At 66.8% G+C, this 22,683-nt stretch carries 23 protein-coding genes; 9 read left to right on the top strand and 14 right to left on the bottom strand.

Translation table 11 applies throughout. The features are described from left to right. Positions 1 to 47: 47 nt before the first annotated feature. The 3 genes from FVQ98_RS05565 to gpmA form a co-directional block, all read right to left on the bottom strand. Positions 48 to 809: a HesA/MoeB/ThiF family protein gene (locus FVQ98_RS05565; protein ID WP_147912432.1), complete on the bottom strand. Its 762-nt coding sequence runs from the start codon at positions 807 to 809 to the stop codon at positions 48 to 50. Positions 810 to 854: 45 nt separating this feature from the next. Beyond that, entirely contained in the window at positions 855 to 2,291 is a 1,437-nt protein-coding gene (locus FVQ98_RS05570) for a S41 family peptidase (RefSeq protein ID WP_147912433.1), read from the bottom strand. A 118-nt stretch (positions 2,292 to 2,409) separates the two neighbouring features. Continuing rightward, entirely contained in the window at positions 2,410 to 3,153 is a 744-nt protein-coding gene (gene gpmA / locus FVQ98_RS05575) for a 2,3-diphosphoglycerate-dependent phosphoglycerate mutase (protein WP_147912434.1), read from the bottom strand. 193 nt (positions 3,154 to 3,346) lie between these two features. Between gpmA and FVQ98_RS05580 the strand changes: the two genes are divergently transcribed. The 5 genes from FVQ98_RS05580 to FVQ98_RS05600 all read left to right on the top strand — a co-directional run bounded on the left by FVQ98_RS05580 (position 3,347) and on the right by FVQ98_RS05600 (position 6,584). After that, positions 3,347 to 3,730: a rhodanese-like domain-containing protein gene (locus FVQ98_RS05580; RefSeq protein ID WP_370512928.1), complete on the top strand. Its 384-nt coding sequence runs from the start codon at positions 3,347 to 3,349 to the stop codon at positions 3,728 to 3,730. Positions 3,731 to 3,767: 37 nt separating this feature from the next. Continuing rightward, positions 3,768 to 4,031 (top strand): glutaredoxin 3, encoded by a 264-nt coding sequence (gene grxC / locus FVQ98_RS05585; protein ID WP_147912436.1) that lies wholly within the window; start codon positions 3,768 to 3,770, stop codon positions 4,029 to 4,031. A 98-nt stretch (positions 4,032 to 4,129) separates the two neighbouring features. Then, the gene (secB, locus tag FVQ98_RS05590; protein WP_147912437.1) at positions 4,130 to 4,588 is read left to right on the top strand and encodes a protein-export chaperone SecB; all 459 of its coding nucleotides are present in this window, start codon (positions 4,130 to 4,132) and stop codon (positions 4,586 to 4,588) included. A 49-nt stretch (positions 4,589 to 4,637) separates the two neighbouring features. Further along, entirely contained in the window at positions 4,638 to 5,666 is a 1,029-nt protein-coding gene (locus FVQ98_RS05595) for an NAD(P)H-dependent glycerol-3-phosphate dehydrogenase (RefSeq protein ID WP_147912438.1), read from the top strand. 252 nt (positions 5,667 to 5,918) lie between these two features. Beyond that, positions 5,919 to 6,584: a hypothetical protein gene (locus FVQ98_RS05600; RefSeq protein WP_147912439.1), complete on the top strand. Its 666-nt coding sequence runs from the start codon at positions 5,919 to 5,921 to the stop codon at positions 6,582 to 6,584. Between the two features lie 91 nt (positions 6,585 to 6,675). Here FVQ98_RS05600 and FVQ98_RS05605 read toward each other — a convergent pair whose 3' ends face one another. Then, positions 6,676 to 7,191 carry a YidB family protein gene (locus FVQ98_RS05605; RefSeq protein WP_147912440.1) on the bottom strand — a complete coding sequence of 172 codons (516 nt, stop codon included), beginning with the start codon at positions 7,189 to 7,191 and terminating at the stop codon, positions 6,676 to 6,678. 336 nt (positions 7,192 to 7,527) lie between these two features. After that, positions 7,528 to 8,385: a pantoate--beta-alanine ligase gene (panC, locus tag FVQ98_RS05610; protein ID WP_147912441.1), complete on the bottom strand. Its 858-nt coding sequence runs from the start codon at positions 8,383 to 8,385 to the stop codon at positions 7,528 to 7,530. Positions 8,386 to 8,583: 198 nt separating this feature from the next. Here panC and FVQ98_RS05615 point away from each other — a divergent pair, with 198 nt between their 5' ends. Further along, a complete protein-coding gene (locus FVQ98_RS05615; protein ID WP_147912442.1) occupies positions 8,584 to 9,996 on the top strand; it encodes a GntP family permease in 1,413 nt (470 codons plus the stop codon). Positions 9,997 to 10,124: 128 nt separating this feature from the next. Here FVQ98_RS05615 and FVQ98_RS05620 read toward each other — a convergent pair whose 3' ends face one another. The 5 genes from FVQ98_RS05620 to FVQ98_RS05640 all read right to left on the bottom strand — a co-directional run bounded on the left by FVQ98_RS05620 (position 10,125) and on the right by FVQ98_RS05640 (position 15,551). Further along, entirely contained in the window at positions 10,125 to 11,171 is a 1,047-nt protein-coding gene (locus FVQ98_RS05620) for a helix-turn-helix transcriptional regulator (protein WP_255507638.1), read from the bottom strand. 438 nt (positions 11,172 to 11,609) lie between these two features. Beyond that, on the bottom strand, positions 11,610 to 12,719 hold the full coding sequence (locus FVQ98_RS05625; RefSeq protein WP_147912443.1) for a helix-turn-helix transcriptional regulator: 1,110 nt from the start codon (positions 12,717 to 12,719) through the stop codon (positions 11,610 to 11,612). A 145-nt stretch (positions 12,720 to 12,864) separates the two neighbouring features. Continuing rightward, positions 12,865 to 13,752 carry a 3-methyl-2-oxobutanoate hydroxymethyltransferase gene (gene panB / locus FVQ98_RS05630; RefSeq protein WP_147912444.1) on the bottom strand — a complete coding sequence of 296 codons (888 nt, stop codon included), beginning with the start codon at positions 13,750 to 13,752 and terminating at the stop codon, positions 12,865 to 12,867. A 213-nt stretch (positions 13,753 to 13,965) separates the two neighbouring features. Continuing rightward, on the bottom strand, positions 13,966 to 15,099 hold the full coding sequence (locus FVQ98_RS05635) for an HPP family protein (RefSeq protein ID WP_147912445.1): 1,134 nt from the start codon (positions 15,097 to 15,099) through the stop codon (positions 13,966 to 13,968). Positions 15,100 to 15,227: 128 nt separating this feature from the next. Continuing rightward, the gene (locus tag FVQ98_RS05640; protein WP_147912446.1) at positions 15,228 to 15,551 is read right to left on the bottom strand and encodes a winged helix-turn-helix transcriptional regulator; all 324 of its coding nucleotides are present in this window, start codon (positions 15,549 to 15,551) and stop codon (positions 15,228 to 15,230) included. Between the two features lie 103 nt (positions 15,552 to 15,654). Here FVQ98_RS05640 and FVQ98_RS05645 point away from each other — a divergent pair, with 103 nt between their 5' ends. Then, on the top strand, positions 15,655 to 16,395 hold the full coding sequence (locus tag FVQ98_RS05645) for a glutathione S-transferase family protein (RefSeq protein ID WP_147912447.1): 741 nt from the start codon (positions 15,655 to 15,657) through the stop codon (positions 16,393 to 16,395). Positions 16,396 to 16,452: 57 nt separating this feature from the next. Here FVQ98_RS05645 and FVQ98_RS05650 read toward each other — a convergent pair whose 3' ends face one another. Continuing rightward, entirely contained in the window at positions 16,453 to 17,304 is an 852-nt protein-coding gene (locus tag FVQ98_RS05650) for a segregation and condensation protein A (protein WP_370512922.1), read from the bottom strand. Between the two features lie 80 nt (positions 17,305 to 17,384). Beyond that, on the bottom strand, positions 17,385 to 17,603 hold the full coding sequence (locus FVQ98_RS05655) for a DUF3460 family protein (protein WP_147912448.1): 219 nt from the start codon (positions 17,601 to 17,603) through the stop codon (positions 17,385 to 17,387). Between the two features lie 95 nt (positions 17,604 to 17,698). On the opposite strand from FVQ98_RS05655, the gene FVQ98_RS05660 reads away from it, so the two are divergent. Then, positions 17,699 to 18,220: an outer membrane protein assembly factor BamE gene (locus FVQ98_RS05660; protein WP_147912449.1), complete on the top strand. Its 522-nt coding sequence runs from the start codon at positions 17,699 to 17,701 to the stop codon at positions 18,218 to 18,220. 160 nt (positions 18,221 to 18,380) lie between these two features. Beyond that, positions 18,381 to 18,623, top strand: coding sequence for a hypothetical protein (locus FVQ98_RS05665; protein ID WP_187265636.1), 243 nt, complete (start codon positions 18,381 to 18,383; stop codon positions 18,621 to 18,623). On the opposite strand, the gene FVQ98_RS05670 is transcribed toward FVQ98_RS05665, so the two are convergent. Next, on the bottom strand, positions 18,545 to 20,266 hold the full coding sequence (locus FVQ98_RS05670) for a SulP family inorganic anion transporter (protein ID WP_147912451.1): 1,722 nt from the start codon (positions 20,264 to 20,266) through the stop codon (positions 18,545 to 18,547). The genes FVQ98_RS05665 and FVQ98_RS05670 overlap by 79 nt on opposite strands. 187 nt (positions 20,267 to 20,453) lie before the next feature. Next, positions 20,454 to 22,583, bottom strand: coding sequence for a methionine--tRNA ligase (gene metG, locus FVQ98_RS05675; RefSeq protein ID WP_147912452.1), 2,130 nt, complete (start codon positions 22,581 to 22,583; stop codon positions 20,454 to 20,456). Between the last annotated feature and the right edge of the window lie 100 nt (positions 22,584 to 22,683).

The following is a 22,683-nucleotide window of genomic DNA, read 5'->3' on the forward strand; positions in this document are numbered from 1 at the left end:
CCCGGCGGGCGTGACAGCAAGCGCGGAGCCTGACTGTAGGAATTTGCTTACATCGCGCCCCGGTGCGCTGCGCACACTTCGCATGCCGGCTGCCGAGCAATGCGAACTTCAGTGAACTCGGTGCGGCGTGTGTCGACCATGAGAAGTCGCCCCACCATCGAAGCGCCCATGCCGCTCAACAATTTGAGCGCCTCGGTGGCCTCAAGTGTGCCAACAATGCCCACCAGCGGCGCGAAAACGCCCATCGTCGCGCAACGAACCTCTTCCACCGCCTGCGACGGGGGAAACAGGCAGGCGTAACAGGGCGACGCTGGATGGGTCGGGTCGAAGACGGTCAGCTGTCCATCGAAGCCGATCGCCGAGCCCGACACCAGCGGTGTCCCAGTGCGCACGCAAGCCAGGTTAAGGGCCTGGCGTGCGGCAAAGTTGTCGCTGCAGTCGATCGCCACATCGGCGTCGGCTGCCAGGACCTGCAGCAAGGCGCTGTCGGCGCGATACTGCACGATGTCAACGGTGATCTCCGGATTGATGGCCGCCATGGCCGTGCGGGCGGATTCGACTTTCAGCATCCCCACGCGCGCTTGGGTATGCATGATCTGACGCTGCAGGTTGGTGAGGTCGACGGTGTCGTCGTCCACCAGCGTGATCCGCCCAACACCGGCACTGGCGAGATACAGCGCGACCGGGGAGCCTAGGCCGCCAGCACCCAGAATCAACGCATGTGAGCCCAGCAAGCGTTGCTGGCCCTCGACCCCGAGGTCGTCGAGCAGCACATGCCGAGAGTAGCGAAGCAGTTGCTGGTCGTCCATGGCGTCGGGCCGCCGGGCGCGTTCGGCCACCCGGCTTTCGAAGGCTTACTCGTCTTCTTTCGGCGGTTCCTTGCGCTCGACCAGCGTCGTGCTCGCCTTGACCGGCTGGCCCTTGAGCTTGTTCAGCGCCTGCTGCAACTGGAAGTCCTTGTCGCTGCCGTATTCGGGCAGGCGGCGCTCCGACGCGGGTTTGCGCGACTCTTCTTCCAACCGCTTCAGCGCAGCCTCGCGTTCCTTCTCCAGCGCAGGATCCTTCTTGTCCGGCTCGCTGCCTGCCAGGTGTTTTTCCAGATCTGCCTCGCGCATGCGGAGCACGGCATAGGGGCTGCCCTCGGCGGTGTCGTCGATCATGATGTCGGGCACGATGCCCTTGGCCTGGATCGTCTTGCCGCTGGGCGTGTAGTAGCGCGCGGTGGTGATCTTCAGCGCCGTATCGGGGCCGAGCGGGCGCACGGTCTGCACCGAGCCCTTGCCGAACGTCTGGCTACCCATGACGACGGCACGCTTATGGTCCTGCAGCGCGCCGGCGACGATTTCGCTGGCAGAGGCAGAGCCTTCGTTCACCAGCACGACCATCGGCACGGTCTTGAGGGCAGCCGGCAATCGCTTGAGCGGATCGGCGCCGCGGCGGCGCATGTAATCGTCGGGGCGCGCCTTGTAGATCGCCTTGCTTTCCTCGATCTGGCCGTTGGTCGACACCACGGTCACGCCTTCGGGCAGGAACGCTGCCGATACCGCCACGGCCGCATCCAACAAACCGCCCGGGTCGTTGCGCAGGTCCAGCACGATGCCCTTCACGTTGGGGTTGCGCTTGTAGACGTCTTCCAGCTTGGTGACGAAGTCGTCCACCGTGCGCTCCTGGAACTGCGACAGGCGCAGCCAGACGTAGCCAGGTTCCACCACCTTGACCTTCACCGACTGCGTGCGGATCTCTTCGCGCGTGATGCTGACCGGGAAGGTGCGGTTCTCGTCGCGGCGCAGGATCGTCAGGCGCACCGAAGTACCAGGCTCGCCGCGCATGCGCTTGACGGCTTCATTCAGCGTCAGCCCCTTCACCGGGGTGTCGTCCACACGGGTGATGAGATCGCCCGGCTTCAGGCCGGCGCGGTCGGCGGGCGAGCCTTCAATGGGCGAGACCACGCGCACCAGCCCGTCTTCCTGCGTAATCTCGATGCCTACCCCGACGAATCGACCGGTCGTGCCTTCGCGGAATTCCTTGAAGCTTTTCTTGTCGAAGTACTGCGAATGCGGATCGAGGCTGGACACCATGCCGGAGATGGCGTCGGTGATCAGCTTCTTCTCATCCACCGGCTCGACGTAATCAGACTTGACCATGCCGAACACCGCCGCCAACTGCTGCAACTCTTCCAGAGGCAAGGGCGCCACTGCGCCTCGCGCCACGGTTTGCAGCGACACGGTGGTCAACGCGCCGGCCAGGGCGCCTACAGCTATCCAACCGGCAATTTTGGTTTTTTGACTCATGGTGAAGACTACGTGGGGTCCGAACGCCCAATATACAGGGCGGAGAGCTTTCGGTTGTGCGCAGCGACGGAAGTTCCTTCGGGTAAACGTGGGATGCGACCGTCAGGCTCGGGGCGCGTCAGCCCTTGCCCTGGCTGGCCACAGCCGCTGCCGCCGCGGCGGCGGCAGCGGCGTCGCCCAGGTAATAGTGGCGGATCGGCTTCAGGCTGGCGTCCAGCTCGTACACCAGCGGGATGCCGTTGGGGATGTTCAGGCCGACGATGTCGTCGTCCGAGATGTTGTCTAGGTACTTTACCAGCGCGCGGATGGAATTGCCGTGCGCCGATACGACCAGGCGTTTGCCGGCCAAGATGGCGGGCGCCATCGATTCGTTCCACAGCGGCATCACGCGCGCCACGGTGTCTTTCAGGCATTCGGTCAGCGGCACGTCGGACGGGGTCAGTTTCGCGTAGCGCGGGTCGCCGCGTTCGCTGCGCGGGTCGTTGGGCTCCAGCGGCGGCGGCGGGGTGTCGTAGCTGCGGCGCCAGACCAGCACCTGCTCGTCGCCGTACTGCTTAGCGGTTTCCGCCTTGTTCAGGCCCTGCAGGGCGCCATAGTGGCGCTCGTTCAGGCGCCAGTGCTTGACCACGGGCAGCCACAGGCGGTCCATTTCGTCCAGGGCCAGGTGCAGGGTGCGGATGGCGCGGGTCAGCACGCTGGTGTAGGCGACGTCGAATTCGTAGCCGCCTTCTTTCAGCAGGCGACCGGCCGCGGCGGCTTGGGCGATGCCGGTGGGCGTCAGGTCCACGTCGGTCCAGCCGGTGAAGCGGTTTTCAAGGTTCCACGTGGATTCACCGTGGCGGATCAGGACAAGCTTGTGCATGAAAGGCAGAACTAAAGAGCGAAAGAGCGGGGCGGCGCAGCCGCTGCCGGAAAGGCCATTCGCACCCCCTGGGCGGGACGCAAACCATCCATTTTAGAATCCTTCCCTGTCCTGCGGCCGCCACGGCCGCGTTTGAAGGACCATTCCATCTGTTGAGAGGACGTGTGACGTGAGTTTTCTGTTGGCGAACTGGATGCTGATCCTGGTGGCCCTGGCCTCCGGCAGCATGCTGCTGTGGCCCAAGCTGACGGGGGGCGGCGGCGCCGGCCTGTCGCCGGCGGCGGCGGTGCAACTGATCAACCGCGAGCGCGCGGTGGTGATTGATGTGTGTGAGCCCGCCGAATACGCGGCCGGCCACGTGAACGGGGCGAAGAACATTCCCCTGGGCGAGCTGGAGGCCAAGCTGCCGGGCGCCGTCAAGAATAAGGCCACGCCGGTGGTGCTGGTGTGCGCGTCCGGCATGCGCTCGGGCCGCGCCGTGGCGATCGCGCGCAAGCTGGGCTACGACAAGGCCGAATCCCTGGCCGGCGGCCTGAAAAGCTGGCGCGCAGCCGACCTGCCGGTGGCCAAGGCCTGAGCGGCGCACCGCCGCCGAGCCCCATTAAAGGATGCCCATGCAAACCGTCAAGATGTACGCCACCGGCACCTGCCCTTACTGCATCCGCGCTAAACAGGTGCTGCGCAGCAAGGGCGTGACCGACATTGAAGAGATCCGCGTCGACCTTGACCCCGACCAGCGGGTGAAGATGATGGAAATCACCGGCCGTCGCACCGTGCCGCAGATCTTCATCGGCGCCACCCACGTGGGCGGCCATGACGATCTGGTTGAGCTGGATCAGCAAGGCGGGCTCGATCCGCTGCTGGCCGGCACCGCCTGACATAATCTCCCGCCATCGCCCCGCGACGGCCGCGCCCATTGGCGCCGGCCGCAGTGGCGAACCGCTTTTCCCTCCCTTTTCCCTGAATCGAGAAACCCATGGCTGACCAGGATCCCGTCTTCAACATCCAGCGCGTTTACCTCAAAGGCGCTTCGCTGGAGCAACCCAATTCCCCCGCCATCCTGCTCGAGCAGGAGCAGCCCGCGGTCGACATCAACCTGGGCGTGAACGCCGAGAACGTGGCCGAAGGCGTGTTTGAAGTCACCGTCACCGCCACCGTGCAGACCAAGATCCAGGACAAGACCGTGTTCCTGGTCGAATGCCAGCAAGCCGGCATCTTCGAGATCCGCAACATCCCCGAAGACCAGATGGGCGGCATCATCGGCGTGGCCTGCCCGCAGATCGTCTACCCCTACCTGCGCGGCAACGTGGCCGATTTGATCCAGCGCGGCGGTTTCCCGCCCGTGCATCTGGCCGAAATCAACTTCCAGGCCATGTACCAGCAGCAGCAGGAAGCCGCGGCGCAAGAAGGCGGCGCCGCCCAGCTGACACAATAAATTTAAGCCAAATCGGCCTCTGGCCCTACGCTGATCTGCGCAGGCAGCTATGAAAATCATAGTCATTGGCGCCGGCGCGTGGGGCACGGCAGTGGCCGTTAGCGCCGCGCGCAACCCGGCCGGCCACCAGGTCGTGCTGTGGGCGCGCGACGCCGCCCAGGCCGAAGCCATGGACAGCGCGCGCGAGAACGCGCGCTACCTGCCGGGCATCCCGCTGCCGCGCGAGCTGCAACTGCGTGGCGGCGCGCCCGATCAGGGATTGCAGGACGCCGTGCCGCAGGCCGACCTGGTCATCGTCGCCACACCGGTGGCTGGCCTGCGCGCCACCCTGGAATTGCTGCGCGGCAGCGAAGTGCCCGTCGCCTGGTTGTGCAAGGGCTTTGAAGCCGTGCGCGACACCGGCGCCGCGCACGCCTTTGGCCTGATGCCGCATGAAGTGCAGCGCCAAGCCGCGCCGCACCTGCGCTCGGGCGCCCTGAGCGGCCCCAGCTTCGCGCAGGAAGTGGCGCGCGGCCAGCCCACGGCGCTGGTCGCCGCCAGCCGCGACACCGATGTGCGCCACGCCATGGTCGAGGCGCTGCACGGCCCCACGCTGCGCGTGTATGGCAACGACGACCTGGTCGGCGTGGAAGTCGGCGGGGCCGTCAAGAACGTGCTGGCCATCGCCACCGGCCTGGCCGACGGCCTGAACCTGGGGCTGAACGCCCGCGCCGCCCTCATCACCCGCGGCCTGGCCGAAACCGCACGCCTCGGCGTGGCCCTGGGCGCGCGGCCGGAGACGTTCACCGGCCTATCGGGCCTGGGCGATTTGGTGCTGACGGCGACGGGCGACCTCAGCCGCAACCGCAAGGTCGGCCTGTTGCTGGCGGACGGCCTGTCGCTGGAGCAGGCGGTGCAATCGCTCGGCCACGTCGCCGAAGGCGTGTACTGCGCGCAAACCGTGTGGCAGCGCGCCCAGCACCTGGGCATCGACATGCCGATCACCGAATGCGTGGTCGGCCTGCTGGCGGGCGAACTTAAACCCGTCGAAGCCGTCGCCGCGCTGATGGGGCGCGATCCGAAAGGCGAGTTGCTCTGAAGCCAAGCGGGCAGGGCGGTGGCGCTGCGCTCGGACAGCAAGGGGCAAGTCGACTGCAACTGGGGGCTCCGGCGGCATGAGCAGCCTGGCTCGCAGCGCCATCTGGCCGCCAGCTTAGGTACTGTCTTGTTGAAGTTGAATTGACCAGTCGATGGGTGTCGATTGACGCCGCGACCGCGCGCGCCGCATACTCGTGCTGGGATCAGCGGTTCACCCGCGTGGCGGACCTGCCCCGTTCACAGGAGACACCTCATGCGCTTTCAGCGACTGCTTGCCCTCACCGCCTGCGCCGCAGCCACCCTGCTGGCCGGTTGCGCGGCGTCCTCGTCCGGCGGCGGGGCAGGCAACCCGATGACGTATTTCGTCACTAGCAGCAACCCCGGTCAGGGCGGCAACCTGGGCGGGCTGGCGGGTGCCGACGCGTATTGCCAGAAGTTGGCCAGCAACGCGGGCGCGGGCGGCAAGGCCTGGCGCGCCTACCTCAGCACGCAAGGGCCTCAGGCGGTGAACGCGCGCGACCGCATCGGCAAGGGCCCATGGCTGAACGCCAAGGGCGAGGCGATTGCCACCAGCGTCGATAACCTGCACAGCCCCGGCAACAACCTGAACAAGAAGACCGCGATCACGGAAAAAGGCGACGTGGTCGCCGGCCGCGGCGATGCGGTGAACATGCACGACATCCTGACCGGCTCCACCGCCGAAGGCCGCACCGTGCCGGGATCGGCCGATGCCACCTGCGGCAACTGGACCAGCGCCACCACCGGCTCGGCCATTGTCGGCCACCACGACCGCATCGGCCTGAACGAATCGGCGCCGATGAAGTCGTGGAACCACTCGCACCCCAGCAAGGCCTGCGACATGGCGGCGCTGAAATCGACCGGCGGTGACGGACGCTTTTACTGCTTCGCCGCCAACTGACGGCCAACCGAGTCTGCAAGTAAAAAGAGCTGCCTGCGCACGCCAGATGTGCGCAGGCAGCTCTTGTCTTGGTAGCGGCTTACGCGGCCGATCAGCGCCCCAGCATGCGCGTGAGCGCGCCCATGATGTCGCTTTCGCTGCCCAGGCCGGCCTGCGGGGCCTGGCCGTGCGGGGTCAGCTTGTCGATCAGCTCGGGCAGCACCTGGGCGATGCCGCCGGCGGCTTCACCCTGGCCCACGCCCAGCTTGGCGGCGATGTCGCCGATCACGTTGGGGCCCAGGGCCTGCGTCACCACGTCCGGGCTGACCGGCTGGTTGGCGCCGGCGCCGACCCAGGACTGCGCCGCATTACCGGCGCCGGCCTGCGTGAACTTGTCCAGCAGGCCGCCCAGGCCGCCGTGCTGGCTGTTGTTGGCCAGCATGCCCATCAGCACCGGCGCCAGCGCGGCAACCAGGCCCATGTTGATGCCGCCGCTTTGGCCCGGTTGTTGTTGCTGGCCACCGCCGAGCACGCTGCCCAGCACATTGCCCAGGCCACCCAGACCACCGCCGGGTGCGTTGTTCTGACCTGCCAGTACCGAACCGAGAACCGAATCGAGCAAACCCATGGTGTTGTCCTTTCAGGCGAAAGTGGTTGCGAAACGCGGCGCATTGTGCTGCCGCCGTGCGGCGCGCGACGGGCGAGCCGGCCCAAGGCGGACTTTTGTCGCAAGTGCGTCGGCGCGCAGCGACAGTGGGTGTCGCCGGGCGGCGCGTCGCCGCTCAACCAAGGTGGCGTTCGCGCACCGGTGCCAGCGCCGGGCACGGTTGTCGATTTCAAAGGTTTTTGGGGCTCAGGCCTTACAACGATCTGCGCGGCAAGCTATCAATATCGCAGCAAAAATCGATCGGAATGCCAGGAGGCGTCACCGCGGCCCAGCGGGCCGCCACAGGCCGCGCGTCGCTCACAGCTCCAGGTTGTCGATCAACCGCGTCTGCCCCAGCCGCGCCGCGCCTAGGGCGACCAGCGAGCCGGCACCGTCGCCCGCCTGGGGCGTCAGCAGGTCGGCACGGCGGCGCACGGTGAGGTAGTCCGCCTGCCAGCCGTGCGCGGCCAGCGCCTGCACGGCCGTGGCTTCCAGTGCGGGCAGGTTTTCCGGCAAGGGGCCGCCGGCGGCCAGTGCGTCGTCGGCCAGGCGGCGCAAGGCCTGGGCCAGTTGCAGGGCCTGGGCGCGCTCGGGGGCGCTCAGGTACCCGTTGCGCGACGACAAGGCCAGGCCGTCGGCGGCCCGCAAGGTGTCGATGCCGACCACGTCGATCGGCAGGGCGAACTGGCGGACCATGCGCTGCACCACCATCCACTGCTGGTAGTCCTTCTTGCCGAACATGGCCACGCCCTCGGCCTTGCCGGCGAACACGGCCTGAAACAGCTTCATCACCACCGTGCACACGCCGGTGAAGAAGCCGGGGCGGAATTCGCCCTCCAGCAGGTCGGCCAGGGCCGGGTCGGCCTGCACCTTGAAGGTCTGGGGTTCGGGGTAGAGGTCGCGCTCGCGCGGAGCGAACAGCACGTCGCAGCCGGCCGCTTCGAGCTTGGCCCGGTCGTCGTCGAGGGTGCGCGGGTAGCTGTCGAAGTCTTCGTGCGGCAGGAACTGCAGGCGGTTGACGAAGATGCTGGCGACCGTGACGTCGCCCCGCGCCTTGGCCTGTTCCAGCAGCGCCAGGTGCCCCGCGTGCAGGTTGCCCATGGTGGCAACGAACGCCGGGCGTTGGGTGTGGCGCAGGGCGTGGCGCAGTTCAGCGAGGGTGTGGACCAGTTGCATGAGGGGGTATCAGTCGGTTGTCAGCCAGGGGCTTGATGATGCTTAAAGAAATGGAAGTGGCGGCTCACTAAACTCTGCCCAGTTCCGTTTGATTTCGCGGCCGTCATGGCCGCGGCTGGACCTTGGGGTGCTGCGCGCCCGCGGCGGTGAAGACACCCCGCCATCTTGTCATCTTTCCCGAGTACTTTTGGAGGTCGTTTGAGTACCCTGGCCATTGTCCTTTCCCTCGCGCTGCTGATGTACCTGGCGTACCGCGGCTACACGGTGCTGCTGCTGGCGCCGATCATGGCCGCGCTGGCCGTCATCCTGTCCGGTGATGTGACGCAGATGCTGCCCATCTACACCGAGACCTTCATGCGCGCCCTGGGCAACTACATGTTGGCCTTCTTCCCGATCTTCCTGCTGGGCGCGCTGTTCGGCCAGCTGATGGCCGATTCCGGCGCCGCCACGGCGATCGCCCAGTGGATCGAACGCACCCTGGGCAGCAAGCACGCCATCCTGACGGTGGTGCTGGCCTGCGGCATCTTGACGTACGGCGGCGTGTCGCTGTTCGTGGTGGCGTTTGCCATCTACCCGATCGCGCGTTCGCTCTTTCGCGACGCAGACATCCCCAAGCGCCTGGTGGCGCCGGCCATCGCGCTCGGCTCGTTCACCTTCACCATGACGGCGCTGCCTGGCACGCCGGCGATCCAGAACGCCATTCCCATCCCCTACTTCGGCACCAACACCTTCGCCGCGCCGGGCCTGGGCCTGATCGGCGCCGCGATCATGTTCGCGCTGGGCATCCTGTGGCTGCGTTCGCGCGAGAAGGCGGCGCGCGCGCGCGGCGAGGGCTACGGCCAGCACGACGACGTCGACACCGGCCCGCGCGGCCAGGTGGGCGAGGCCGACATGAGCGGCGACGCCGCCCGCACCATGCCGCTGATGCTGGCGCTGCTGCCGCTGGTGCTGGTGATCGGCATCAACGCCCTGTTCACCTACGGCGTGTTCCCGGGCATGGACTGGGAATTCCTGAAGACGCGCTTTCCCAACCTCGACGCCACCAAGCAGACCGGCATGTGGGCGCTGATCATCGCGCTGGTGATCTCGTGCATCGTGCTGCTGCTGATCAGCATCGGCCGCTGGGCCAACCTGCAGCAGACCATCAACAAGGGTGTGCTGGGCTCGATGCTGCCGATCTTCAACACCGCGTCGGAAGTGGGCTACGGCGCCGTCATCGCCAGCCTGGCCGGCTTTGCCATCATCCGCGACGCGGTGCTGAACGTGTCCAGCAACCCGCTGGTCAGCGAAGCCGTGGCCATGAACGTGCTGGCCGGCATCACCGGCTCGTCCTCGGGCGGTTTGTCGATCGCGCTGCAGACGCTGGGCGCGGACTACCTGCGCATGGCCAACGCCGCCGGCATCAGCCCCGACCTGCTGCACCGCGTGGCCGTCATGTCGGCCGGCGTGTTCGATTCGCTGCCGCACTGCGGCGCCATCATCACGCTGCTGTCGATCTGCAAGCTGACGCACCGCGAGTCCTACGGCAACATCGCCGCCATGACCATCGTCGTGCCGCTGATCGCGCTGTCGGTGGTGATTGCGCTGGGGACGATGTTCGGCTCTTTCTGAGCGTGAAAGCTCGCCGCCGCGGCAATGGCGAATTTCAAGCCAAAACGGACTGAAAGCGGCTTACCGCAGGCGCGGCCAGCTATCAGGTCGATAGTGAATAGGGGCCCGATCGCGCTGCCGGTGCGGGTCTACACAGGTTGAAGCGCCCGCACCAGGTGCACGAGTTCGCTCTGGCGGTGGCAGCCGGTCTTGCGCATCGCGTTGCGCAGGTGCGAGCGCGCGGTGTGCCAGCTCGTGGCTTCCAGGGCGGCGAAATCCTTGACCGTCTTGCCGGCCGCCAGCAGGAGCACCAGGCGCACTTCCGCGGGTGACAGGCCGAGCACGTCGCTCACCAGAGACGCGTCGAGCTTGACGCCGGTGCCGGGCACGGCCACCACGACCAGGGCCATGGGCACCGTCTGGCCGCTCGCCCATGCGTGGCTGGCCTGCAGCGGCAGCACGCTCACGCCGCGCCGCCACGCGCCTTCTGCCACCGTCAAGGCGCCCGCGACCGGAGGCGAGGCGCAGGTGCACCGGATCAGGTGCTCCAGCCGGTCCTGCGTCGGGCGATCGCCACACCGCAGGCGCCCCTGCCGCACGAGCAGGGGACCAAGTTGGTTGAACAACTGCTCCGCTGCGGCGTTGCTGAGGTGAATGCGAGCTTGCGCATCGACGACGGCGACTGCCTGGCGCAAGGTGTCGAGCGCGGCCAGGCCCAGGCTGGCGGTGCGCGACAAGGTGTTCGCCCGCGCCCGCAGCCTGGCCGCGCGGGCGATGTCGGGCATCAACTGCTGAATGACGCGCTTGTCGTCCGCCGAATAGGGCTGGGCATCGCGCGGGCGCATGAAGCTGAGAACGTCGCGTGCGCTGCCTTCGTCGCGCACCACCACGCCTGCGGTGTGCTTGAGGCCGAGCGGCATCAACCAGTCCGCGTAGACGGGGTTGCGCAAGGCCTCCTGCGCAGAGAAATGCTCATGGTCCAGCATGACCCCGTAAGGGGCAACGCGCATCACGGCGGCCAGACGCGGGTCGTTTCCGGCGTGCTGGGTTTCGTACTCGACCATGTGCTGGGCACGCAGACCGAAGTGTTCCAGGTTGCCAAAGCTGTCCGGCGTGGGCGCGCCGCTGACGTCCAGCGTGAAGCCATGAAAGATCTCCGGCCTGCAGGCGTGTGCACATGGCGTCCATGCCCGCATGCCAGGCCTCGGGAGCCATCACCCCGTCGTAGAGCAGGCCGGCGATCGTTTCAGCGTTGTGCGGCATGGGGTTCAGCCGGCGCGAGCCGCGCAGCGCACGGTGGGGGTCAGGTGCCATGGCCGGGCGGCCCGGGGCGACGGTTGTGCGGCGCGGCTCCGTGGCCTGCCGTCGCAGGCCGAACCACCCACCCTGCGTATGCGCATCGTGCCCCCTTATATGTTGTTGGTCTTATTTTAGTAACGATATGTAGATGAATGCACCCAGGGGTAATCCCGATTCGGTTGTGGCGATGAGCCTGCTGCGTGCTGCGAAAGGTGTCCGAAGGCTTGACAGGCGAGGCGCGCAGCCAGAAATCGAAGAAACGGAAGGCAGGGCGGGAGCGGTCAGCTATCAATTTCGTAGTTCTGACGGCAAGCAGGTGCGCGTGGCGCGCACCCCTACGCTGTCAGGAGCGCCCGCACCAGTTGCACCAATTCGGCTTGCCGGTGGCAGCCGGTCTTGCGCAGGGCGTTCTTCAGATGCGTGCGCGCGGTGTGCCAGCTCGTCGCTTCCAGGGTGGCGAAATCCTTGACCGTTTTGCCGGTCGCCAACATCCGTACGAGGCGCGCTTCGGTGAGCGACAGGCCCAGCAGGTCGGCCAGTTGGGCCGCGCTCAGGTGAAGCGCGTCACCCGGCGCGGCGACCGCCACCAGCACCATCGGCATCTGGCGTAGGCTTGCGCAGGCGTGGCTGCCTCGCAGAGGCAACACGCTGACGACGTGGCGCACCGCGCCACCCACGAGCAGGGCGCCCCCCGCCGGCGGCGACGTGCAGGCTGCCTGCACCAGTGCGGCGAGTCGTTCCTGTTCTGCAGGCTCGGGGCACCGAAGCACGCCATGGCGCGTCGATAGGGCGCCGGGTTGCGACAACAAGCGCTCGCCAGCGGCATTGGCGTGGTGGATGCGGCGCTGGCCGTCGACCACGAACACGGCTTGGGGCAGCGTCTGCAGCGCGGCCAGGCCCAGGGCGGCACGGGCACTCAACTCTCCGGCCTGCATGCGCAGCCGCGTTGCGCGGCTCAGGTCGCCCATCAGCCGGTCCATGAGCGCCTTGTCCTGCACGCCGTAGGTTCGCCGGTCCGTAGTGCGAAGAAACCCCAGAAAATCGCTCGTCGCGCCGTTGTTGCGGATCTGCGCCCCGAGCGTATGCCGAAATCCGGACGTACCCAGGTAGTCGCAATAGAAGGCGTTGCGCGACATCGTTCGCGCGGTGATGTGCTCGTGGTCGAGCATGACGCTGCCCACCGGCAGGTGGTTCAAGATACCCATGCGGATGTCGCTGGCGATGAAATGGGCTTCGTACTCGCGCAGCTTGCGCTCGTTCATTTCGCAGCTGGCCTGGTTGTCCACGCTTTGAAGGACGGCGCCAGATGCGTGATCCAGCGTGAAGAAGTGAAAGACAGATGCGCCCAGTTCGCCCCTCAGGGCGTCCAGGGCGGCGTACCAGTCGCCGGGCGAAAGGATGCCGTCGTAGAGCAGCCCGGCAACGTGACCTGATTCCGCTGGCATCTCCTTCTCCCTGAAGTACAGGTGCTATTGGTAACGAAATGCAGGGGCGTGCGAGTAGGTGGATTCCCGGATGTGCCGCGCGCTGATGCCAGGCGAGCGCGCCGCGGATGCACCGGCGGACAGGGGTTTCGGCGTCAGGGAGCGGTCACCACGCGTGCAACGCATCGTCGGGAAAGCTGCCGTCCTTCACGGCGCGCACGTAGGCTTCGATCGCGCCGCGCACGCTGCTCGCGTCCTGCATGAAATTGCGCACGAACTTCGGGTTCTTGCCCAGATTCACGCCCAGCATGTCGTGCATCACCAGCACTTGCCCGGCCGTGCCCTTGCCGGCGCCGATGCCGATGGTGGCGCAGTGCGCCAGCTCGCCCGTCAGTTGCGCCGACAGCGCGGCGGGCACCATCTCCAGCACCAGCATGGCGGCGCCCGCGTCCTGCAATTCCAGCGCGTGGCGGCGCAGCGTATCGGCGGCGGCATCACCGCGGCCTTGCACGCGGTAACCACCCAGCGCGTGCACGGTCTGCGGCGTCAGGCCCAGGTGCGCGCAGACCGGAATGCCGCGCTCGACCAGAAAGCGCACCGTGGGCGCCGTCCAGCCGCCGCCTTCCAACTTGACCATGTGCGCGCCGGCCTGCATCAGCACGGTGGCGGAGCGCAGCGCCTGCTCGGGCGATTCGTGGTAGCTGCCAAAGGGCAGATCGGCGATCAGCCAGGCGGTCCCCTGCACGCGGTGCAGCCCGCGTGCCACGCTTTCGGTGTGGTAGCGCATGGTCTCCAGCGCCACGCCCACCGTGGACGGCAAACCCTGGCACACCATGCCCAGCGAGTCGCCCACCAGCAGGCATTCGACGCCTGCCGCGTCGGCCACGGCGGCGAAGGTGGCGTCGTAAGCCGTCAGCATCGCGATCTTCTCGCCCTCGGCGCGCAACTGTGCCAGCCGCGGCAGGCTGACCGGCTTGCGCTGCGGCAAGGGCGACGCGGGCGGCAAAGTGCCGTAGGGGGAGCCGGGGTTGGCAGGCGTGCTTGAGGTGCTCATCGTGTCTCCTATACGCATTGGGGCGCTAAGCGTTGCGGCTGAGTCTAGGCGGCAAGCGCGGTTGGCGTGGCGCGCGCAGGCGATGTCAAGGCTGTGCAGGCCGGCTTTTTAAGCAAAACTGGCCGCTGGCCCTACAGCAGTATGCGCAGGCGGCTTCTCAAAAGATAGCGCGGGCTACAGTGAGTCGATGTTGTCACGGTGCCCCTGCGGGCCCTACTTCAATGCCAGCAAGGTGCGGATCACGTCGCTGCGCGTGATCACCCCGACCAGCACGTCGCCGCGCAGCACGGCGATGAACTGCACGCTGTGCTGCGCCAGTTCGTGCAGCAGATCGCCCATCGGCGTCGATTCCTGCACGCGCATTTCGGGCTCGCGCATCAGGCTTTCGGCGACCGGCTCGGTTGGCAGCTTGCGGGGGCGCACGCGGCGCCACAGGGACTGGCGCCGGTGCGCTCGGTGGCCTTCCCACAGCCAGTCGAACAGGTCAGCACGCTGCACGCGGCCGATCAGCTCGCCGCGCGCGCCGACCACCGGCAGGCTCTTGACCAAGTGCTCGTGGAAGATGTCGGCCACTTCCTCAAGCGGCGTGTCGCGCCGCACGGTCAGCAATTGGGGCGACATCACCTCGCCACAGCTCACGGCAGCGAAGCGGCGCTTGATGGCTTGTTCCTCAGCTGCAGCCAGCAGTTCGCCCAGGTCTTCGGGGCCCATGTTGTAGGTTTGATCGAAGCGCTCCAGCAGTTGCTCGAGGTCGGCATTCGACAGCGCCAACGCGCCGGCTGATGGCGGCGCCTGTGCAGGGCTGGGCGGGTGCGCCTGGTGCAGGTAGCTGCGGCCCCAGGCCCAGTGGTAGGCGACGCCCGCCAGGACCAGTACCGCCGTCAACACCGCCATGGGCACCAGCAAGTGCCAACCCAGGGGCAGCAACTGCGCGGATGCCAGCACCGTGAGCAAGGCCACTGCGCCGCCTGGCGGATGCAGGGCGCGGCAGGCCAACATGAGCGCAATGGCACCTCCCACCGCCAGCGCGGCCAGCGCTGGCTGCGGCCACTCGGGCAGGCTGCGCAGCAGCACCAGCGTGTAAAGCGCAGACACCGTGTTGCCGACCACGCAGTTCCACGGCTGCGCCAGCGGGCTGTTGGGGACGGCAAACACCAGCACCGCCGTCGCGCCCAGCGGGGCGAACAAAAACAGCGCATGCGGGTAGAGCTGATCAACTGCCACCACCAGCATGCCGGCCAGCGCCAAGCCCAAGGCCGCACCCAATCCGGGCCGCAGCAAGTCGCGCCAAGTAGGGTGCGCTGAAACGGGGCCGAGGCGTTGCCAGAGGGTGAGCACGCGAGACATGTTGGAGCGCGAAGAGGCTGAGTTTTGACTAAGTTGATAGCTGCTTGCGCAGATTCATCAAGGGCTACAAGCCGATTTTTGCTGTAAATCGTCTGGCGTGTTTGAACGCTTCGATCACGTGCGGCTCATCAGGCTTCGGTGCTGGCGCGCGTGTCTATCCACCAAGCCCCGATTGCGTCGATCAGGGGCAATACGCGCTGTCCGGCAGCCGTCAGCGTGTATTCAACATGCGACGGATAGCCAGCGAACGCCGTGCGTTTCACCACGCCCGCCCCTTCCAGCTTACGCAGCTCCAGCGCCAGCATGCGGTGCGAAATGGTGGGGTTGTCGCGCTGTAAGTCGCCAAATCGCTTCGTGCCATTTTTTAGGTAGTACAGCAATAAGGTCGGCCAGCGGCCGCTGAGCAGCACCATCGCTTCTTCGATGGGGCATTCTGATACGGTAGTTTTCACGCGTGGCCTTGTTGGGTTACACAAAAGTGCGTCATTCACAGCAGCGTCGCTTTCGCGCAAAGTCTCGCCGCAACGCCATGTGGCGGTGAATGAAGGAGCATGGATGGAACCGATTTTGATCTATGGTGTGCCGGCGGGCAGCTCAATGGGGCTGGTGGCTGCGTTGGAGTGGCTTGGCCAGCCCTACCGCTTGTCGCGGGTGGACATGCTCGGCGAGATGCGCGAACCCTCCTACGCTCGCGTGAACGCGCGCCACGAAACGCCAGTGCTCATCACCGATGAGGGGCGCTGCCTCACCGAAACCATGGCCATCGCCGCCTGGCTGGAAGCGCGCGATAGCGATCGGCGCATCAGCTACCCTCTCGGCACCGCGGCGGCCGACCGCATGCACCAGATGGCGGCATTCATTAACACCAGCTTCACGGGCGCGTTCGGTCCGCTGTGGGCCGCGCTGGAGATGCAGCCGCCCGAGCCGGCCACGCAGACAGCGCTGCGCCAGTTTGGGCGGGACGCGGTGATCAAGCACCACGACCAGCTCGAGGCGATGCTGACGCCGGGCGACAGATACGTAGCTGGTGACCGCCCCTCGCTGGCGGACGCGCTGCTCATCGGCGTCGCGCGCTGGCTGGAGGTGTTGCAGGTCGCTGAGCGAACCCGCTGGCCACGGCTGAACGCTTTGCGATCACGGCTGAAGGACGACGCGGCGGTACGCTTTGCGCTGGCAGTCGAAAACGGCGAAACCGCTGACGGGAACGGCGCCTTCCAAGGCCATGTACCGCTGGAGGACGTGATCACGCAATTCGGGGCTGCCTCAGGTGTCAATCCATCCGCTTCAAAGCCCTAGAAACCCGGTGTCTGAGGCGCCGCCTCGCGCCGGATGCCCACCTGGGCGGGCGTGGGCTCAATTCGGCGTAAACGCCAGCCGCACGTAAATCGGCGCAAACGCCTCGGCCTGCACGATCTCCACCAGGGTTTCCTTGGCCAGCTCCAGCAGGGCGATCAGCGTCACCACCAGCACGGGCGCGCCCTTGGCCGGATCGAACAGCTCTTCAAACGGGGCGAAGCGGCGGCCTTGCAGCTTTTTCAGCACGATCGACATGTGTTCGCGCACGCTCAGCTCTTCTCGGCTGATCTTGTGGTGCTGCACCAGCTTGGCGCGCTTCAGGATGTCGGCCCAGGCCTGCTGGATGTCGGCCAGCTCCACGTCGGGGAAGCGCGGCTGCAGCGACTGCTCGACGTAGATCTGCGCCTTCAAAAAGTCGCGGCCAAACTGCGGCACGTCGGCCAACTGGCGCGCTGCCAGCTTCATCTGCTCGTATTCCAGCAGCCGGCGCACCAGTTCGGCGCGCGGGTCTTCGGGTTCTTCGCCCTCCGCCGTCTTCTTGGGCGGCAGCAGCATGCGCGACTTGATTTCGATCAGCATCGCCGCCATCAGCAGGTATTCGGCTGCTAACTCCAGGTTTCTGCTGCGAATTTCGTCCACATAGCTCAAATACTGCCGGGTCACGGCGGCCATGGGGATGTCGAGGATGTTGAAGTTCTGCTTGCGGATCAGGTACAGCAGCAGATCGAGCGGTCCCTCGAAGGCCTCCAGGAAGATCTCCAGCGCGTCCGGCGGGATGTACAGGTCCTGCGGCATGGCGAACAGCGGTTCGCCGTACAGGCGCGCGACGGCCACGTGGTCCACGACCTCGGGCTGCGGCGCCTGCTCGGGCGGGGCGGCCAGCAGGGAATCGGTATCGGGTGCCGACACGGTCGAGATGCTATGAAATCAGAAGCTGCTTGCGCAGGTGGCTGTAGCGCCAGAGGCCGATTTCATTCAAAAACCAGGTGTCAGAGGCTGGGCGCCGTCTGGTACACGTAGGGCTTTTGCGGCACTTTGGCTTCGCTGAATTCGGCTTGCAGGTCGCGGTCGATCTGCTTGTCCCACAGCAGGGCGCGGCCCTGGCGCTGCTGCTGGTCGAGTTCGGGTTTGGCCTGCTTGAGCTGTTCGATGAACTGCGTGACTGCAGAGGTGTAGTGCGGGCGGCGGAAGATGTTGGCGATGGACATAAACTTGGAACGAAATGTCGGTCGGGTCTGACGGCGCCACGCGGGCGTGGCACGTTACAAGACGGTTGTAGCCATTTTACCGGTGCGTACCTCGTATGAACTTACTTACCCGGCGCCTTCGCGCGCTCAGCCTGTGTGGACTGCTCGGCGCCGCGCTGGGCCTGGCGGCGTGTGACCCGCAGGCCATCAAGGAGCTGGAAGAGGGCGTCTCGACCGAGGCCGACGTGGTGCAGCGCTTCGGCCATCCCGAGCGCGTGTGGCCGGAGGCTGGCGGCGCCAAGACTTTCGAGTACAACCGCCAGCCCGAAGGCATGCGCAACTACATGATCACCATCGGCCCGGACGGCCGGATGAGCGCGTTGCGGCAGGTGCTCACGCCAGACAACTTCCGCCGTGTGCAGGCCGGCATGGGCGTCGAAGACGTGCGCCGCATGCTGGGCAAGCCGGCCAAGCAGGTGCCCTACCAGCTCAAGAACGAGATCGTCTGGACCTGGAAGTTTCTGGAGCCGCCCAGCGAAAAGAAGGCGTTCAACGTGGTTTTCACGCCGGATTACCGCGTGATCCGCACCGAGATCGGCCCCGATCCGGACGGCCCGGACATGCGCGGCGGGGGCTGAGCGCGTGCCCTGGCGCGCGCCGCGCTGCCCCGCGTGCGCGGCGCGGCTGTGGGGGCGCGACGTGCACCCCCGGTTTCACTGTCCGCATTGCCGGGCGCCGCTTCAGTCGAATGCCGACACCGCGACCTGGGCAGGCTGGGCCTCCGGGCTGGCCGCAGCCGTGGGCGGGGTGCTCCTGATCCAGCGGCTGACCGGCAATTGGGGCGTGACACTCGCTTTTTCTGAGGTGGCCGTGGTCGTGGCCTATCTGGTCGGTCTGGCTGTCTATGGCCGGGTGTTGCAGCTGGTGCAGGACATGGGTGTGGTGCCAGCGCCGTCAGTGCTTCAGGCCGCTGACGCGGGCCAGGACGCGCCCGCGGCGATGTCGCCCGCGCAGAAGGCCGACGCCGCGGCCAGCGCCTGAGCCAGATCGGGCTGCACGCTGCCCGCGCCCTGCGCCTGCCAGGCGCTCAGCAGGCCGGTGCGCCGGGCGATGTCGGCCGGTTGCGCCTCCAGGCCCGAGACGATCAGGCGAACGTGGGCTTCGCGCGCACGGTGCAGCAATTGTTCCAGCGCTTCGGCGCCGGTCGAATCGATGTAGAGCACGTGCGCCAGGTCGATGACGAGCACGCGTGCGGGCAGCGCGGATCCGATGCGCTCAAGCACGGGCGTGGCGCCGAAGAACAGCGCGCCGTGCAGGCGCCAGGCGGTGACCTGGCCTGCCAGCGACGCCAGCATCGGGAACTCGGCGGCCTGCACGGGCTCGGCGCGCGACAGGCCGGCCAGCCGGTAGATGAAGGTCAGGCAGGCCGCGGCGATGCCGACTTGCACCGCCACCGTCAGGTCGAACACCACGGTCAGCACGAAAACAGCCAGCAGCGTGCCTCGGTACGGCAGGCGGTAGCTTCGCAGCCGCCCGAACGCGCGCCAATCGCCCATGTTCCACGCCACGGCCAGCAGGATGGCGGCGAGAGTGGCCAGCGGGATCGCCCCGGCCAGCGGCGCGGCGACCAGCACGACGACCAGCAGCGCCAGCGCGTGCACCATGCCCGCGACGGGGCTGGTCGCGCCGCTCTTCACATTGGTCACGGTGCGCGCGATGGTGCCTGTGGCCGGCATGCCGCCCAGCAGCGGCGTGACGAAGTTGGCGATGCCCTGCGCCATCAGCTCCTGGTTGGGGTCGTGCCGACCGCCGGTCATGCCGTCGGCCACGCGGGCGCACAGCAGCGACTCGATCGCGCCCAGCAGCGCCAGGGTGATGGCCGGTACCAGCAGAAACTGCGCCGACGCCCAACTGAACGTGGGCAGGGCCAGATCCGGCCAGCGCGCTGGAATGCCGCCAAAGCGCGTGCCGATGGTCTCGACAGGCAGGCGCAGCAGCGCGACCACGGCGGTGGCCAGCACCAGCGCGACGATCGGGCCCGGCACGCGCGCGATCCACGCGCGCTGGGGCCAGCGCCGGGCCAGCCGCGCCGTGGTGCGTGGCCAGCCCAGCACCAGCGCCAGCGACACCACCGCCACCCCCAGCGCCCACGGATTGGCGCTGGCGCGGTGCGTCCACAGCGCACCGATCACGCCGAAGAAATCGGCCGGCATGCGCGGCACCTGCAAGCCAAAAAAGTCCTTGAGCTGTGACAGCGCGATCAGCACCGCGATGCCGTTGGTAAAGCCGATCACCACGGCGATCGGGATGAAGCGCACCAGCGTGCCCAGCCGGAACAGGCCCATGGCGAACAGCAGCACGCCCGAAAACGCGGTGGCCAGCACGAGGTTGGCGACGCCGTAGCGTTCGACGATGCCGTACACGATGACGATGAACGCGCCGGCCGGCCCGCCTATCTGCACGCGGCTGCCGCCCAGGGCCGAGATCAGAAAGCCCGCGACGATGGCCGTGAGCAGGCCCGCCGACGGCGCCAGCCCCGACGCGACTGCGAACGCCATGGCCAGCGGCAGCGCCACGGCCGCCACCGTCAGCCCGGCGCCCAGGTCCTGCGCCCAGCGCGCCCGGTCGTAGCCACGCAGCGCATCGAACAAGGCAGGGCGAAAGCGGGCGAGCGGCAGTGACATGGAGGTGTCGTCGGGGCGAACGGCGAATGTTGATAACTAAATGATCATCATATGGTAATGATCTGAGTTTCTGACACCCCTTGAATGTGCGGTTGTCAGTGTGCGCCTAACGCCGTCCTTTGGGGTGCCGCGCGCAAGAAAAAAGGGCCGATCGATGTCGGCCCTTGCACAGTTGGTGTGGATGGACTCAGCGTACGCGCATGCCGGGTTGGGCGCCAGGCGTTGGCTCCAGCACGAAGATGCAGGGGTTCGCCTTCTCGTCGCCGTGGCTCGCAGCCAGCACCATGCCTTCGGACACGCCGAACTTCATCTTGCGCGGCGCGAGGTTGGCCACCATCACCGTCAGCTTGCCTTGCAGCTGCTCAGGCTGGTAGGCGCTGGCGATGCCGCTGAACACGTTGCGCAGCTTGGGGCTGCCGTCGGCGTTTTTCTCGCCCGCGTCCAGCGTCAGGCGCAGCAGCTTGGTGGAGCCCTCGACCGCCTCGCAGCGCTCGATTTTCGCGATGCGCAGGTCGATCTTGGCGAAGTCGTCGATGGGGATGGTGTCGGCCAAGGCTTCGCCGCCCGGGGCGAAGGCCTCGGCATTTGCTTCTGCTTCGATAGCTGCCTGCGCTTGCTGGGCGCCGGCTGGAGGCTCAAACAATGCCTCAAGCTGCTTGGCGTCCACGCGCTGCATCAGATGGCTGTATTCGCCGATCTGCGAGCCCGCGCCCAGCGGCTTGTCCACGTCGGCCATGGTTTCGGGCGGCACCATCAGGAACAGCGCCACGTCGGCCGCGAGCTTGGGCAAGATGGGCTTCAGGTAGATCGCCAGGATGCGGAAGGTCTCGATGCACGCGGTGCACACGTCGTGCAGGCGCTCGTTCTGGCCCGGCAGCTTGGCCAGCTCCCAGGGCTTGTGCAGATCGACGAAGCTGTTCACCTGGTCGGCCAGCGCCATCACTTCGCGCACCACCTTGCCATACTCGCGCTGCTCGTACAGGGACTCGATGCCAGGGCGGGCGGCGCGCAGCTTGTTCACCAGCTCCAGCCCATCGGGGGCGATCACCGACAGGCGCCCGTCGAAGCGCTTGCTGATGAAGCCTGCCGCGCGCGAGGCGATGTTGACGAACTTGCCGATCAGGTCGGCGTTCACGCGCGCCTGGAAATCGTCGGCGTTGAAGTCGATGTCCTCGTTGCGGCCCGACAGCTTGGCCGCCAGGTAGTAGCGCAGCCATTCGGGGTTCATGCCGAGTTGCAGGTACTTCAGCGGGTCCAGGCCCGTGCCGCGGCTCTTGCTCATCTTCTCGCCGTTGTTCACGGTGAGGAAGCCGTGCACGAACACCTTGTTCGGCACCTTGCGACCGCTGAAATGCAGCATGGCCGGCCAGAACAGGGTGTGGAAGGTGATGATGTCCTTACCGATGAAGTGGTACTGCTCAGTGGCCGGGTCGGCGATGAAGGCGTCGTAGTCCATGGGCTGGCCGCTCGCGGTCTTGCCCAGGCCCTTGTCGAAGTAGTTCTTCAGGCTGGCGAGGTAGCCGACGGGTGCGTCCAGCCAGACGTAAAAGTACTTGCCCGGCTGGTCGGGGATCTCGATGCCGAAGTAGGGCGCGTCGCGGCTGATGTCCCAGTCGCCCATCTTCGGCTTGCCGTCCTCACCCGGCGCGATCCATTCGGTGATCTTGTTCAGCACCTCGGGCTGCACGGCGCCGCTGGTGGTCCACTGGTTCAGAAATTCGATGCAGCGCGGATCGCTCAGCTTGAAGAAGAAGTGCTCGCTGGTGCGCAGCTCCGGCTTCGCGCCCGACAGGGCCGAATACGGGTTGATCAGCTCGGTGGGCGCGTACACGGCGCTGCACACCTCGCAGTTGTCGCCGTACTGGTCCTTGGCGTGGCAGTTGGGGCACTCGCCCTTGATGAAGCGGTCGGGCAGAAACATGCCCTTTTCCGGGTCGAAGAACTGCTCGATCGTGCGCGTCTCGATCAGGCCATTGGCTTTCAGGTCCTTGTAAATGGCCTGCGCCAGCGCGGTGTTTTCGGGGCTGTGCGTGCTGTACCAGTTGTCGTGGCTGATCAAAAAGCCGTCGAGGTACTGCTTGCGGCCCGCGGCGATGTCGTCCACAAACTGCTCGGGCGTCTTGCCGGCCTTTTCGGCCGCGATCATGATCGGCGCGCCATGCGCGTCGTCCGCCCCCACGAAGTTCACCGCGTGGCCCTGCATGCGTTGAAAGCGCACCCAGATGTCGGCCTGGATGTATTCCATGATGTGGCCGATGTGGAAGGTGCCATTAGCGTACGGCAGCGCGGTGGTGATGAAGAGTTGGCGAACAGGCATGGCAAGGCGCGCCGGGGCGCGGACAGCAGGCAAAACGGCGATTCTACGGACGCGGGCGGTGGCGCGTGGCGCGGTAGCAGGTGGGCGAGTACTGCGTCGC

Source organism: Ottowia flava (genome assembly GCF_008017535.1).
GTDB classification, from domain to species: Bacteria; Pseudomonadota; Gammaproteobacteria; order Burkholderiales; family Burkholderiaceae_C; genus Ottowia; species Ottowia flava.

Bases quoted from the DNA above. Each gene is read 5' to 3' on its own strand.
- FVQ98_RS05565 (WP_147912432.1), bottom strand. From the start codon at position 809: ATGGACGACCAGCAACTGCTTCGCTACTCTCGGCATGTGCTGCTCGAC.
- FVQ98_RS05570 (WP_147912433.1), bottom strand. From the start codon at position 2,291: ATGAGTCAAAAAACCAAAATTGCCGGTTGGATAGCTGTAGGCGCCCTG.
- gpmA (WP_147912434.1), bottom strand. From the start codon at position 3,153: ATGCACAAGCTTGTCCTGATCCGCCACGGTGAATCCACGTGGAACCTT.
- FVQ98_RS05580 (WP_370512928.1), top strand. From the start codon at position 3,347: ATGCTGATCCTGGTGGCCCTGGCCTCCGGCAGCATGCTGCTGTGGCCC.
- grxC (WP_147912436.1), top strand. From the start codon at position 3,768: ATGCAAACCGTCAAGATGTACGCCACCGGCACCTGCCCTTACTGCATC.
- secB (WP_147912437.1), top strand. From the start codon at position 4,130: ATGGCTGACCAGGATCCCGTCTTCAACATCCAGCGCGTTTACCTCAAA.
- FVQ98_RS05595 (WP_147912438.1), top strand. From the start codon at position 4,638: ATGAAAATCATAGTCATTGGCGCCGGCGCGTGGGGCACGGCAGTGGCC.
- FVQ98_RS05600 (WP_147912439.1), top strand. From the start codon at position 5,919: ATGCGCTTTCAGCGACTGCTTGCCCTCACCGCCTGCGCCGCAGCCACC.
- FVQ98_RS05605 (WP_147912440.1), bottom strand. From the start codon at position 7,191: ATGGGTTTGCTCGATTCGGTTCTCGGTTCGGTACTGGCAGGTCAGAAC.
- panC (WP_147912441.1), bottom strand. From the start codon at position 8,385: ATGCAACTGGTCCACACCCTCGCTGAACTGCGCCACGCCCTGCGCCAC.
- FVQ98_RS05620 (WP_255507638.1), bottom strand. From the start codon at position 11,171: ATGCGGGCATGGACGCCATGTGCACACGCCTGCAGGCCGGAGATCTTT.
- FVQ98_RS05625 (WP_147912443.1), bottom strand. From the start codon at position 12,719: ATGCCAGCGGAATCAGGTCACGTTGCCGGGCTGCTCTACGACGGCATC.
- panB (WP_147912444.1), bottom strand. From the start codon at position 13,752: ATGAGCACCTCAAGCACGCCTGCCAACCCCGGCTCCCCCTACGGCACT.
- FVQ98_RS05635 (WP_147912445.1), bottom strand. From the start codon at position 15,099: ATGTCTCGCGTGCTCACCCTCTGGCAACGCCTCGGCCCCGTTTCAGCG.
- FVQ98_RS05645 (WP_147912447.1), top strand. From the start codon at position 15,655: ATGGAACCGATTTTGATCTATGGTGTGCCGGCGGGCAGCTCAATGGGG.
- FVQ98_RS05655 (WP_147912448.1), bottom strand. From the start codon at position 17,603: ATGTCCATCGCCAACATCTTCCGCCGCCCGCACTACACCTCTGCAGTC.
- FVQ98_RS05660 (WP_147912449.1), top strand. From the start codon at position 17,699: ATGAACTTACTTACCCGGCGCCTTCGCGCGCTCAGCCTGTGTGGACTG.
- FVQ98_RS05670 (WP_147912451.1), bottom strand. From the start codon at position 20,266: ATGTCACTGCCGCTCGCCCGCTTTCGCCCTGCCTTGTTCGATGCGCTG.
- metG (WP_147912452.1), bottom strand. From the start codon at position 22,583: ATGCCTGTTCGCCAACTCTTCATCACCACCGCGCTGCCGTACGCTAAT.